Consider the following 13,017-nt stretch of genomic DNA (forward strand, 5'->3'; position numbering starts at 1 on the left):
ACGGTTGGTGTGGTCTCCACCACGTGGTCCCCATGATTGTCGGTAATTCTCCGAAGGGAGAAGGCATGTCCCGTTTCCGCAGGAAGAGCTTCTCGGCCCTGCTGACCGTGGCGGCCGCCGCGGGCCTGGTGGCGGGCGCCGCCGCGGCCCCGGCCGCCACCGCCGCCCCCGCTCGGGCCGAGGCTTCCGTCGGCAAGGTCGTCGGCTACTTCACCGACTGGGGGGTGTACGACCGCAACTACCACGTCAAGAACATCGAGACGTCGGGCTCGGCGGGCAAGCTGACGCACATCAACTACGCCTTCGGCAACATCACCAACGGCGGCTGCGCGATCGGCGACGCCTACGCCGACTACCAGAAGACCTACGACGCAGCGGGCAGTGTCGACGGCGTCGCGGACACCTGGGACCAGCCCCTCGCGGGCAGCTTCAACCAGCTCAAGGAGCTCAAGGCCAAGCACCCCGGCCTCAAGGTGATCTGGTCGTTCGGCGGCTGGACCTGGTCGGGCGGCTTCGGCCAGGCCGCGCAGAACCCCGCCGCGTTCGCCGACTCCTGCTACAACCTGGTCAACGACCCGCGCTGGGCCGGCGTCTTCGACGGCATCGACATCGACTGGGAGTACCCCAACGCCTGCGGCCTGAGCTGTGACTCCAGCGGCGCCGACGCGTACCGGAACCTGATGGCCGCGCTGCGCGCCAAGTTCGGCTCGCAGCTGGTCACCTCGGCGATCACCGCCGACGGCACCGACGGCGGCAAGATCGACCTGGCCGACTACGCGGGCGCCGCCCAGTACGTCGACTGGTACAACGTGATGACCTACGACTACTTCGGCGCGTTCGCCGCGCAGGGCCCGACCGCCCCGCACTCGCCGCTGACGTCCTACGACGGCATCCCGACGCCGGGCTTCTACTCCGACGCCGCGATCCAGAAGCTCAAGAGCAAGGGCGTCGCGTCGAGCAAGCTGTTGCTGGGCATCGGTTTCTACGGCCGCGGCTGGACCGGTGTCACGCAGGACACCCCGGGCGGCGCCGCGACCGGGCCGGCGCCGGCCAAGTACGAGCCGGGCATCGAGGACTACAAGGTGCTCAAGACGTCCTGCCCGTCGACCGGCACCATCGCCGGCACGGCGTACGCCAAGTGCGGCAGCGACTGGTGGAGCTACGACACCCCGTCGACCATCGGCGGCAAGATCGGCTACGCCCAGCAGCAGGGCCTCGGCGGCGCGATGGTCTGGGACCTCTCGGGCGACACCACCGACGGTGAGCTGATCACGGCCGTCGCCGAGTAAGGGCTCCCGGTGCGGCCGGTCTCGCGCGGAGCGCCGGCCGCACCGGGTTTCAGTTCCTGTCGGTACCCCCGATTACCCTCCTCACCGTGAAGTTCAGCGGATTCGGCGAGTACGCCGTCGACTTCTACGACGGTCTCGTGGAAGACAACTCCAAGCCTTACTGGGACGACCACGTCGAGACGTACAAGTCCGACGTCCGGGCGCCGATGGAGGCCCTGCTCGACGAGCTCAAGACCGAGTTCGGCGACGGCTTCGGCGATCCCAAGGTGTTCCGCCCCTACCGGGACGTCCGGTTCGCCAAGGACAAGACGCCCTACAAGACCCACTGCGGCGGCGTGATCGAGCAGGGGCGCGGCGGGGGTGCCTACTACGTCGAGGTCGGGCCGGAGGGCCTGCGCGTCGGCGGCGGGTGCTTCTACCTCGCGTCCGACCAGATCGCCCGGTTCCGCCAGGCCGTCGACACCGACCTGCACGGCGAAGCGCTCCAGAAGATCATCACGAAGCTCGAGCGCGCCGGCTGGGAGGTCAAGGGCGACCGGCTGAAGTCGAAGCCGCGCGGCTTCGACGCCGAGCACCCGCGCCTCGACCTGCTGCGCTACCGCTCGGTGTACGCCGTGCGCACCTGGGAGCCGGACGACGTCCTGCACGAGCGCGCCGCCCTCGACCGGGTGCGGAAGGCGTGGCGGCAGCTGCGCGAGTTCAACGAATGGGCCCGTGACCGGGTCGGCCCGAGCGAGCAGCCCCGCCGGTGACCCGGGAGTTTCTGAACCGTTTCTCTGAACTTTTCGGGATCGGTACAGACGAACGCGCGGACAGGGACTACGCTATGCGAACGTGAGCCGACGCGCGAAGATCGTTTGTACCCTGGGCCCCGCCACCGCCACCCCGGAGAAGATGCGGGCACTCGTGGACGCGGGCATGGACGTGGCGAGGATGAACTTCTCCCACGGCAGCCACGGCGACCACAAGCAGGTCTACGACCTGATCCGGGACGCCGCCGCCGCGAGCGGCCGGGCGGTCGGCATCCTCGCCGACCTGCAGGGCCCGAAGATCCGCCTGGGCACGTTCGCCGGCGGGCCGGTCGAGTGGCACAACGGCGACATCGTCCGGATCACCGTCGAGGACGTCGCCGGCACCCACGACCGGGTCTCCACGACCTACAAGGGCCTGGCCAAGGACGCCAAGCCCGGCGACCGCCTGCTGGTCGACGACGGCAAGGTCGGCCTGGTGGTCAAGGAGGTCGACGGCCAGGACGTGGTCTGCGAGGTCACCGAAGGCGGCCCGGTCAGCAACAACAAGGGCGTCTCGCTGCCCGGCATGGACGTCTCCGTCCCGGCCATGTCCGAGAAGGACATCGAGGACCTCGAGTTCGCGCTCGAACTGGGCGTCGACTTCATCGCGCTGTCCTTCGTCCGCTCGCCGGCCGACATCGACCTGGTCCACCAGGTGATGGACCGCGTCGGCAAGGGCCGGCTGCCGGTCGTGGCGAAGATCGAGAAGCCCGAGGCCGTCTACAACCTCGAGGCCATCGTGCTGGCCTTCGACGCGGTGATGGTCGCCCGCGGCGACCTCGGCGTCGAGCTGCCGCTGGAGCAGGTCCCGCTGGTCCAGAAGCGCGCCATCCAGATCTGCCGCGAGAACGCGAAGCCGGTCATCGTCGCGACGCAGATGCTCGAGTCGATGATCAACAACTCCCGGCCGACCCGCGCCGAGGCCTCCGACGTCGCGAACGCCGTCCTCGACGGCGCCGACGCGCTGATGCTGTCCGGCGAGACCTCGGTCGGCCGGTACGCGATCGAGGTCGTCCAGACGATGGGCCGGATCATCGAGGCGGTCGAGACCGACTCGCCGGTCGTCCCGCCGCTGACCCACGTCCCGCGCACCAAGCGCGGCGTGATCTCCTACGCCGCCCGCGACATCGGCGAGCGCCTCAACGCGAAGGCCCTGGTCGCCTTCACACAGTCCGGCGACACCGTGCGCCGCCTGGCCCGGCTGCACACGCGGCTGCCGCTGCTGGCGTTCACGCCCGAGGACTGCGTCCGCAGCCAGCTCTCGATGACCTGGGGCACCACCACCCAGATCGTGCCGCGGGTGGAGTCCACCGACCAGATGATCCAGCAGGTCGACCACGCGATGCTGGAGATGGGCAAGTACCAGAAGGGCGACCTCGTCGTCATCGTGGCCGGCTCGCCGCCGGGGACCGTCGGGTCGACCAACCTGATCCACGTCCACCGCCTTGGTGAAGACGACCACGCGTAAGGGACGGCTTGCCCTCCGACCACATAGGGTCTGGCCATGACTGAAATGGCCAGAGCGGCCGCCACCGAGCTGGAGATCCCGGGTGGCGGCCAGCCGGTGCTGGACCGCTTGGTGGCGTTGCTCGACCTCGAGAAGCTCGAGGAGAACTTCTTCCGCGGCGTCTCGCCCGCCCACTCGCCGGTCCGTGTCTTCGGCGGGCAGGTGGCCGGTCAGGCGCTGGTCGCGGCCGGGCGCACGGTGCCCGACGAGCGCCGGGTGCACTCGCTGCACGCGTACTTCATCCGCGGCGGCGACCCGAGCGTGCCGATCGTCTACGAGGTCGACCGGATCCGGGACGGCCGTTCGTTCACCACCCGCCGGGTCGTGGCGATCCAGCACGGCAAGGCGATCTTCTCGCTCTCGGCGTCCTTCCAGAAGGACGAATCGGGCATCGATCACGCCGAGGCGATGCCGGAGGGCGTGCCCGCGCCGGAGTCGCTGCCGACGCTGATGGAACGCGCCGAGGGGTACGCGATCGGCGCGCACAGCCGGCCGCGGCCGATCGACCTGCGCTACGTCAACGACCCGCCGTGGGTCACCCGCCAGACCGGCGAGCCGCCCGCCCGCAACCAGGTGTGGATGCGCGCCGACGGCAAGCTGGGCGACGACCAGCTGCTGCACGTCTGCGTGCTGACCTACGCCTCGGACATGACGCTGCTGGACTCGGTCCTCGCGCGCCACGGCGTGTACTGGGACACCGACAAGGTGCTCGGCGCGAGCCTCGACCACGCGCTCTGGTTCCACCGGCCGTTCCGCGCCGACGAATGGTTCCTCTACGACAGCGCGTCACCGACCGCCTCCGGAGCGCGTGGCCTGGCCACCGGCCGGTTCTTCGCCGCGGACGGCACCCTCATCGCCACGGTCGTCCAAGAAGGACTCCTGCGCGTCCTCTGAACGTTGGCGGGAAAATCACCCTTACGGGCGACAAATAGTCGGGGTATTCGCCGCGGGAATAGGGCATTCGGCTCGGTGAAGGGGGCCGGGACCGATCGGGGGACGGCCCCGGACCCCTTCTCCGAATGACCACACGGCGGACCGCGAAGTCATCGTCTACGCTGCTCAAAGGGCCGGGCAGGGCCCGGCGGCCGAACGACCCGGGCCCGTACCGCGTCCCGTCGCAGTGCAGAGTGCGAGGATACAAGAGCATTCTGCAAATTGCAGGTGCGACGCGTGTGCCGGGCCCGGAATCGGTGCCGTGTTAATGCGCCACCGTCCTGGTTAGATACTGGGAGCAAGCGAACGGCTACGACGCCGTCGACATCCGGAGGTGCCGAATGGCCAGGGGACAGAGCCCCACGGTTCGCCGCCGGAGGCTCGCGGGCGAGCTGCGCCGGCTGCGCGAGGCGGCGGACCTCACCATCGACGAGGTCGGCGAGAAGCTCGAATGCTCGGCGTCGAAGATCAGCCGCATCGAGACCGGCCACGTCGGGGTCACCCCGCGCGACGCCCGGGACATGCTGGCGCTCTACGGGATCACCGGCGACGAGCAGGAGGCGCTCGTCCAGCTGGCCCGCGAAGCCCGCAAGCGCGGCTGGTGGCACGCCTACAACGAGGTCTTCACCGGCACGTTCGTCGGGCTCGAAGCCGACGCGAGCTCGCTGCGCGCGTTCCAGGCGCTGCTCGTGCCGGGCCTGCTGCAGACCGAGCGGTACGCCCGCGCGGTGATCCGGGCCCTGCGCCCGGACGCCGAAGACGCCGAGATCCGCCGCCGCGTCGCGGCCCGGATGGCGCGCCAGGAGCTGCTGTCGGACACACCGCCGCCGGAGTACTGGGCCGTCATCGACGAGGCCGTGCTGCACCGGGTCGTCGACACCCCCGAGGTGATGGCCGAGCAGCTCTACCGGATGGTCGCCCTCGCCGAGAAGCCGAACGTGATCATCCAGGTGGTGCCGTTCCACGCCGGCGCGCACCCCGGGATGGAAGGCCCCTTCCTGATCATGGGGTTCCCGGAGCAGGCCGACCCGGACGTCGTCTACGTCGACGACAGCACCTCCAGCGGCCTCTACCTGGAGGAACCCACAGACGTCCGGCGCTACGGGCTGATGTTCGACCATCTGCGCGCGGCCGCACTGAAGCCGGACGACTCGGTGGAGCTGATCGCCGAGGCGGCCGGACGGTTCGCCGAACAGGCGGCTGTACCGGCTCCGGTGCACCATCTGGAACCGAGGACACAGTAAGGGAGTTGGGGACCATGGAAGCCGAATTTTCGGGTGCGCGCTGGCGCAAGAGCAGTCACAGCGGCGGCGGCAACGACTGCGTCGAGGTCGCGTTCGTCGCCGGGGGTGCCGCGGTGCGCGACTCGAAAGACCCCGAGGGTGGTGCTTTCCGCCTGCCCGCATCGGGCTGGCGTGGGCTGCTGGCCGCGGTGCGGCCCGGCGGCCCCGCGCGCGACTGAGGCCTGGGGAAGACCCCTTACCCCCGCCGAGCTGGACTCGGCCGGGAGTAAGGGGTCTTTTCCGTGCCAGGGGTACGTGATCACCCGATGCCTGGGGCAGTCCCTCAGGACGAACCTGAGTCCTACCAACCGGTGAACTCAGGGAACAGGGGAACACGATGCACAGCGATCTGCTGCTGGACGCGGTCCGGGCCGAAGCGGCCTACCGGGCCGAGGAACTGCGGAAGGCCGGGCGCAGCGCCTGGGCCGACCGCGCCCGCCGCGCCGTCCGCCACGTGCGGGCCGGGCGCAGCGTCGTCGAGGTCCCGGCGCAGGAGCGCCGGGAAGCGTCGCGGGAGACCGCGGCCGTCGGCGAGACCGCCCGGTAAGGGCGGGTGATGGTGTCCAAGGCGATGAGCGTGCGGATTCTGTCGGTGACATCGGGGGCTTCACCCCAGGTCAGGGGCTTCGCCACCCGAACCCCCGAAAATCTGTCGGTGGGGTGAGCAAGAATGCTCCTTGTGCCCCGACTCGGCTCCGGAATCCCGCTCGTCGCCCGTACCCACGAGATGCGGCGGCTCCGCGCCGCCTTCGCCCGGGCTGAACGTGGCGAAGCCGGCGCGGCGCTGCTCTCGGGGGACGCCGGGGTCGGCAAGACCCGGCTGCTGACCGCGCTCGGCGAGCACGTCGCCGCGTGTGGCGCGCTGGTGCTCACCGGCCGCTGCATCGACGTCCGCGAAGGCGGTCTCCCTTATCTTCCCTTCGCCGAAGCGCTCGCCCCGCTGGGCAGCGCGACGGACCCGGCGATCGCCGCCGCGGTGCGGGCCCGGCCCGCGCTCGGCCGGCTGCTGCCGCAGGGCCAGGGGCTGCACGGCCTCGAAGAGCCCCGGGCGGCCGAGCACGCCGCGATGACCTCGAACGACCGGGAGACCATGGTGCGTCCCCGGCCGGAGCAGGATCTCGGTCAGCTGCAGTTGTTCGACGCGGTACTGGGGGTGCTGACCGAGATCGCCGAGTCCCGGCCGGTGGTGATCCTGCTGGAGGATCTGCACTGGGCCGACGCCTCGACCCGCAACCTGCTGTCGTTCCTGCTCAGCAGGCTGCGCGCGCAACGGCTCCTGGTCGTGGGCAGCTACCGCGAGGAGGACGTGCACCGGCGGCACCCGCTGCGCGGCCTCCTCTCGGAGCTGGTCCGGCTCGCCACCGTCGAGCGCGTCGACCTGCAGCCGTTCGGCAACGCCGACGCCCGCGCCTTCGTCGAAGCGCTGGCCGACGAGCCGCTGTCCGCCGACGTCGTGGCCGACATCGTCAGCCGCTCCGAGGGCAACCCGTTCTTCGCCGAAGAGCTGCTCGCCACCCAGTCCGAGTGCGACGACCTGCCCGCGGGCCTGGCCGAAGTGCTGCTCTCCCGGTTGGAGCGGCTCTCGCCGGACACCCGCCGGGTCGTGCGCGTCGTATCGGTGGCGAACGAGCCGGTGATGCACGCGGCCCTGGCCGAGATCTCCGCCCTGGGCGAGCTGGAGCTGGACGAGGCGCTGCGCGAAGCCGTCCAGCACCACGTGCTGGTGGTGATGCCGGACGGCGCCTACTGGTTCCGGCACGCGTTGCTGCAGGAAGCGGTGTACGGCGACCTGCTGCCGGGGGAGCGGTCGCGCACGCACGCGGCGTACGCGACGCGGATCCGGTCGCGGCCGCAAGGCCGCGGGCACGACGCGAAGCTGGCCTACCACTCCCTGCAGAGCAGCGACCTGGTCACGGCGCTGCCGGCGTTGCTGCGCGCGATGGACGAGGCCGAGAACCTGGGCGCGCCCGGCTCGGCGCTGCGCCACGTCGAGCAGGCACTGTCCATCTGGGACGCCGTCCCGGCCGCCGACCGGCCCGAGGGCTTCGACGAGATCCGGCTGCTGCACGAGGCGTCGTACTTCGCGGGCACGTCCGGCGAGCCCGAGCGGGCCGCCGCGTTCGCCCGCTCGGCCACGCAGGCGCTGACCCCGGACGGCTCGACCGACCGCGCGGCGAAGACGTGGCGGCGGCTGGCGGAGGCGCTGCTCGCGCTGGAAGGAACCCTCGACGAGGCCGTCGCGGCGATCGACAAGGCGTGGGACCTGGTCAAGGACACCGAACCGAGCGGGACCCGCGCGTGGGTGCTGGCCAGCCGGGCCGGGTTCCTCCGGCTGCTCGACCAGCCGGACGCGGCGCTGGACAGCGCGCTCACCGCGGTCACCGACGCGCGGGAGGTCGACGCGGCCGGGGCGGAGGCGTCGGCGCTGGTCACCTTGGGCACGCTGGCCGACTCGGCGGGCGACGCCGAGGAGGCCCGCGAGCGGCTGCGCCAGGCCGAGCGCAAGGCGCGGGACTCCGGGGCGCTGAACACCGAGATCCGCGCGACCTACTTCCTCGCCTTGAGCCACGACGACCAGGCCGAGTTCGCGCAAGCGCTGGAACACGCCTCACGCGGGGTCGCCCGGGCCGAAGAATCCGGGCTCAGCTGGAGCGTCTACGGCCTGGAGCTGCGGGCGCGCCAGATGACCTTGCGGTACCTGATGGGCGATTGGCCGGACGAGAGCGCCGGCCGGGCCGGGCGCGGGGTGTCCAGCGCGGTCGCCGCGCGGATCCTCGCGATCTGGTCGCTGTTCGTGGTCGCCCGCGGCCGGTTCGACGACGCCGCGAAGCTCGTCGCCGGGCTGCGGCAGCACTGGACGGCGGACATCCAGATCCCGCTGTCCGCCGGGGACGCCGGCATCGAGCTGGCCTACTGGCGCGGTGACCACAAGGACGCGGTGAAGCGGGCCGAAGAGCTCGTCGGCTGGCTCGACCGGATCGAACCCGGCCTGCTGGCCGGCATCCGGGTCGCCGCACTCGGCGTCACCGCCGCGGCCGCGCTGGCCGCCGACGCCCGGATCCGCGGCGACGAGGCGGCCGTCGAAGCCGCGGTGGCGGCGGGCGAGCGATTGCTGGCGCACGGCCGGATGTGCGCGGTCGTCGGGCAGCCGCGCTCGACGACGCTGGGGCCGGAAGGCCGGGCCTGGCTGGCCCGGCTGGAAGCGGCGGCGTCCGGCCTGAGCGGCCGGGGAGACCCCGAGAAGTGGGCGGTCGCGGCGGCGGCGTTCGGTTACGGCGCGGTCTACGAGCAGGCGATCTGCCGCCGGCACGAAGCGGAAGCCTGGCTGCTGGCGGACGACGTCGACCGGGCGCGGGCCGCCCTGGAGTCGGCGCACGCGGTGGCGGCCCGGCTGGGCGCGATCCCGCTGCGCGACGCCGTCCGCGACCTCGCGCACCGCGCGCGGGTGGACCTGGCGGGCGTCGAACCGGCGGCCCCGGCCCGCGCGGTCGTCGACCCGCTGACCGACCGCGAGCGAGACGTCCTCGAGCGCGTCGCGCTGGGCCGCACGAACCGCCAAGTCGGTGAAGAACTCTACATCAGCGAAAAAACGGTGAGCGTCCACCTGTCCCGGGTGATGGCGAAGCTCGGCGCGAGCCGCCGCGCGGAAGCGGTCGCGATCGCCTACGACCGAGGCCTGCTGACAGCCCCCACCACCGGCCAACGCGCGTGATCAGAAGGTCGACACCCTTCAGACACACCGATCGGGTCAGCGAGGGAGGCGGCGGAGGGCTTTCAGGCCCAGGGTCATGCCCCGGGACCACAGCGAACCCGAGACTCCGCGCGGCGGGCGCAGGGCCAGGCCGCGCTGGAGCGCGATCGACTGGGATTCGGTGTACTTCAGCAGGCCTTCGGCGCCGTTGCGGCGGCCGACGCCCGAGTCCTTCATGCCGCCCATCGGGACGCCGACGCTGCCGAACGTCGCCGCGTAGCCCTCGTTGACGTTGACCGTGCCCGCCTTGAGCCGGGCCGCGACCTCCCAGCCCGCGTGGCCGTTGCGCGACCAGACGCTGGCGTTGAGCCCGAACGCCGTGTCGTTGGCGCGGTCGATGGCCTCGGTGACGTCGGTGTAGCCGTAGATCGAGACGACCGGCCCGAACGTCTCCTCCGCGAACGGGACCATCTCTTCGGTGACTCCGGAAAGGACGGTCGGCTCGTAGAACAGCGGGCCGAGGTCCGGCCGGGCGCGTCCGCCGGTGAGCACGGAAGCGCCCTTCGCGCGGGCGTCGTCGACGTGCGCGGACACCGTCTTGAGCTGGTCCTCGGACGTCAGGGAGCCCATCTGGGCCTGGTAGTCCAGCGCGCCGCCGAGCTTCACGGCGGCGGTGCGCGCGACGAACGCCCGGGTGAACTCCTCGCGGATGGACTCGTGGACGTAGATCCGCTCGACCGACACGCACAGCTGCCCGGCCGAGGAGAAGCACGCGGTCACCGCGCCGGTCGCGGCCTTCGCGACGTCGGCGTCGGGCAGCACGATCATCGGGTTCTTGCCGCCGAGCTCGAGCGAGTACGACGTCAGCCGCTTCGCCACCTGCCCGGCCAGCTCCTTGCCGGTCGGCGTGGACCCGGTGAAGCACAGGTAGTCCGACTCCTCGACCAGCGCGGTGCCGATCTTCGAACCGCGGCCGAGCACGATCTGCCAGGTCCCGGCCGGCAGCCCGGCCTCCTCGGCGAGCTCGTGCAGCCACAGCGCCGAAAGCGCGGTCTGGTTGTCCGGCTTCTGGACGACGGCGTTGCCGGCCGCGAGCGCCGGGAAGACGTCCATCGCCGTGAGCGCGAGGGGGTAGTTCCACGGCGAGATGACGCCGACGACGCCCTTCGGATGCCGCAGCTCACCGGCGCGGGTCAGGCCGGGGATGACGCCGGCGACGCGGCGCGGGGCGAGGATCTTCGCCGCGTGCTTGCCGTAGTAGGCCGCGACCAGGGCGGTCGCGCTGACCTCGTCGAACGCGTCGAGCCGGGCCTTGCCCGCCTCGACCTGGACCAGGTCGAGGACCTCGTCCTGCCGGGCGAGCACCAGGTCGTGCAGCCGGGTGAGCACGCGGGCGCGCTCGGCGGGGGAGTGTTCCGCCCACGCCCGCTGCGCGATCCGCGCGTCGGCGAACACCGCGCGGGCGTCGGCGTCGGTGGCCTGGGGCAGGGTCGCGATCGGCTGCCCGGTGAACGGCGCGGCCATCCGGATCGGGGCCGAGTCCGCGCCGCCGGCCACCCGGGCGACGAGCTGGGCCGCCCGGGCGGCGCTCGGCGCACCGGCGATCCCGCCGACGGTCGGCGGGAGGGCGGTGTCGTGGACCGGGTTCGCGGGGGTCGTGCTGGTCATGACGTCTCCGTTCCGCGCGGCGACGCGCAGGGGTTACCGACGAGTACAGCATACCGTCGGTACGTCAGGTGTCCAGCTCGATGTGAATCTATTTCACGTTTTGGGCGGGTTCAGGGGCGGGAGCTGGTAGGTCGGCTCGGTCGGTGACGCCGTCGCCGCGGGCGGCTCGTCCGGGTGCGGCTGGGCCTGCGTCGCCTCGTAGGCGTCGGCGGGCGGCTGGGCCGGGAACGGCTGTGACGGGAACGGCTGTGACGGCGGGGCCTGCCCGGGGAACGGCTGGGACGGCGAGCCTTGCGCGGGGAACGGCTGGGACGGCGGGCCCTGCGCGGGGAACGGCTGCGACGGCGGCCCGCCGTAAGGCTGCTGGCCGCCGTAGGGCTGCTGGCCCGGGTACGGCGACGAACCCGGGTAGCCGCCGGACTGCTGCGGCCCGGCCGGGTACGGCCGCGACTGCTGCTGCGGATACCCCGGCCCGCCGTGCAGGTTTGCCGGCGGACCGGCGGGTGCCGTCGCGCGCCGGCCGGCCAGCAGGGCGAACGCCAGCACGACCACCGCGAGCACCCCGCCGCCGAGCAGCAGCCAGAACCCGGTCCCGGTCGTGTAGTGCGACGTGATCGAGTCGTCGTTGGACTCGTAGCTCAGCGTCGCCGAGACGTCCATGCCGAGCATCCACACCGCCGCGGCCACGCCGGCGCCGCCGACGAGCAACGCCGTCCGCGCGCCCGACCGCGTGCCGGCACCCGCCGACCGCCGGAGGCCGAGGATCGCCAGCACGGCGCCGGCCAGCAGGATCACCGCGCCGACGGAGAGCGGGATGCCGTAGTGCGCGACGTGGGTGCTCTCGTAGAACTTCGCCGCTTCGGGGCTGGGGTCGACGTCGAAGGACCGCGACCACGCGCTGATCGTCTGGCTGCTCTCGGTCTTGCCGCCGACGATCTGCTCGAACGTCGTCTGCGGCAGGAACGACCCGACCAGCACGAGGATCGCGGCGAGGGCGCCGAACAACCCGGCGACCAGCCGGAAGAGCGCGCCGGGATCGGCGGCCTGCGGCCGCGGCGGCTGCATCGGGGGCGGGCCGTACGGATACGGCTGCGGAGGGTACGGCGGCGGCGCGCTGGTGGTCATCAAATCTCCCTCTTTGCGGGGATTGGACCACGAATCCGCCTGCGGGATAAGGGGCGAAGTGACACTGGTGCGCCGCGCTGGTCAGGTCGGCGCAGTGGCGGCGTCCTGGTAGAGCAAGACGGCGATCCGCTTCCACTCCTCCAGGAGCTGACGGCGCCGCTTCGGGTCGCCGCCGAGTTCGGCGTCCAGCGCCAGGCCGCGGGTCAGGTTCACGGTGAGCCAGAACAGCATCTCCGCGCGTTCGGGCGGGAGGTCGCCGGCGACCTGGGTGACGTGCTCGAGGGTGGCGCGCCCAAGCGCGCGGTCGACCGGCCGGATCGCCGCGCGCAGCTCGGGGTCGGTGCGGGCGGCGACCCACAGTTCGGTGACGGCGGTCGAGAGCGTGCCGGAGTAGCCGGTCCAGAGCAGGTCGATCGCGGCGGCGACACCGGTGCCGCCGCTGGGCAGCCGGTCCAGCGACGCCGCCAGCTGGCTCCGCAGCCGGTTCGTGAGGTGCTCGACGGCGGCCGCCATCAGCTCGGCCTTCGCGGTGAAGTGGTGCTGCACCGCGCCCTTCGACACGCCCGCGCGGGCGCAGATCTCCTGGACCGACGTCCGGGCGTAGCCGACCTCGACCAGGCAGTCGATGGTGGCGTCGAGCAGCGCGGTGCGGGTCTGCTCCCGCCGCTGCGCCTGGGTGCGGTGACCCGTCTCGGTCACTCCGGCCTCCCCTGCTTTACCTACCGGCCTG

11 protein-coding genes are annotated in these 13,017 nt (G+C 72.0%); 8 read left to right on the forward strand and 3 right to left on the reverse strand.

Annotation, left to right across the window (positions count from 1 at the left end; genetic code table 11):
• Nucleotides 1–65: 65 nt before the first annotated feature.
• From OHS18_RS43910 to OHS18_RS43945, 8 genes are all read left to right on the forward strand, one after another.
• Complete coding sequence (locus tag OHS18_RS43910) at nucleotides 66–1,289, forward strand: glycoside hydrolase family 18 protein (RefSeq protein ID WP_328614784.1); 1,224 nt, start codon at nucleotides 66–68, stop codon at nucleotides 1,287–1,289.
• Between the two features lie 86 nt (nucleotides 1,290–1,375).
• Nucleotides 1,376–2,041, forward strand: a complete 666-nt coding sequence (locus tag OHS18_RS43915) for a DUF2461 domain-containing protein (RefSeq protein WP_328442615.1) — start codon at nucleotides 1,376–1,378, stop codon at nucleotides 2,039–2,041.
• 82 nt (nucleotides 2,042–2,123) lie between these two features.
• Entirely contained in the window at nucleotides 2,124–3,548 is a 1,425-nt protein-coding gene (pyk, locus tag OHS18_RS43920; protein WP_328442613.1) for a pyruvate kinase, read from the forward strand.
• A 36-nt stretch (nucleotides 3,549–3,584) separates the two neighbouring features.
• On the forward strand, nucleotides 3,585–4,481 hold the full coding sequence (locus OHS18_RS43925; RefSeq protein WP_328614785.1) for an acyl-CoA thioesterase: 897 nt from the start codon (nucleotides 3,585–3,587) through the stop codon (nucleotides 4,479–4,481).
• A gap of 380 nt (nucleotides 4,482–4,861) precedes the next feature.
• Nucleotides 4,862–5,764 (forward strand): helix-turn-helix domain-containing protein, encoded by a 903-nt coding sequence (locus OHS18_RS43930; protein ID WP_328442609.1) that lies wholly within the window; start codon nucleotides 4,862–4,864, stop codon nucleotides 5,762–5,764.
• A 14-nt stretch (nucleotides 5,765–5,778) separates the two neighbouring features.
• Nucleotides 5,779–5,982: a DUF397 domain-containing protein gene (locus OHS18_RS43935; protein WP_328442607.1), complete on the forward strand. Its 204-nt coding sequence runs from the start codon at nucleotides 5,779–5,781 to the stop codon at nucleotides 5,980–5,982.
• A 158-nt stretch (nucleotides 5,983–6,140) separates the two neighbouring features.
• Nucleotides 6,141–6,350, forward strand: coding sequence for a hypothetical protein (locus tag OHS18_RS43940; RefSeq protein ID WP_328442605.1), 210 nt, complete (start codon nucleotides 6,141–6,143; stop codon nucleotides 6,348–6,350).
• Nucleotides 6,351–6,473: 123 nt separating this feature from the next.
• A complete protein-coding gene (locus tag OHS18_RS43945; protein WP_328614786.1) occupies nucleotides 6,474–9,515 on the forward strand; it encodes a helix-turn-helix transcriptional regulator in 3,042 nt (1,013 codons plus the stop codon).
• A 36-nt stretch (nucleotides 9,516–9,551) separates the two neighbouring features.
• On the opposite strand, the gene OHS18_RS43950 is transcribed toward OHS18_RS43945, so the two are convergent.
• The 3 genes from OHS18_RS43950 to OHS18_RS43960 form a co-directional block, all read right to left on the reverse strand.
• Nucleotides 9,552–11,162, reverse strand: a complete 1,611-nt coding sequence (locus OHS18_RS43950) for a succinic semialdehyde dehydrogenase (protein WP_328614787.1) — start codon at nucleotides 11,160–11,162, stop codon at nucleotides 9,552–9,554.
• 93 nt (nucleotides 11,163–11,255) lie between these two features.
• The gene (locus OHS18_RS43955) at nucleotides 11,256–12,287 is read right to left on the reverse strand and encodes a hypothetical protein (protein WP_328614788.1); all 1,032 of its coding nucleotides are present in this window, start codon (nucleotides 12,285–12,287) and stop codon (nucleotides 11,256–11,258) included.
• Nucleotides 12,288–12,368: 81 nt separating this feature from the next.
• A complete protein-coding gene (locus tag OHS18_RS43960) occupies nucleotides 12,369–12,986 on the reverse strand; it encodes a TetR/AcrR family transcriptional regulator (protein ID WP_328614789.1) in 618 nt (205 codons plus the stop codon).
• Nucleotides 12,987–13,017: the final 31 nt, after the last annotated feature.

This window comes from Amycolatopsis sp. NBC_00355 (assembly GCF_036104975.1).
Lineage (GTDB): Bacteria > Actinomycetota > Actinomycetes > Mycobacteriales > Pseudonocardiaceae > Amycolatopsis.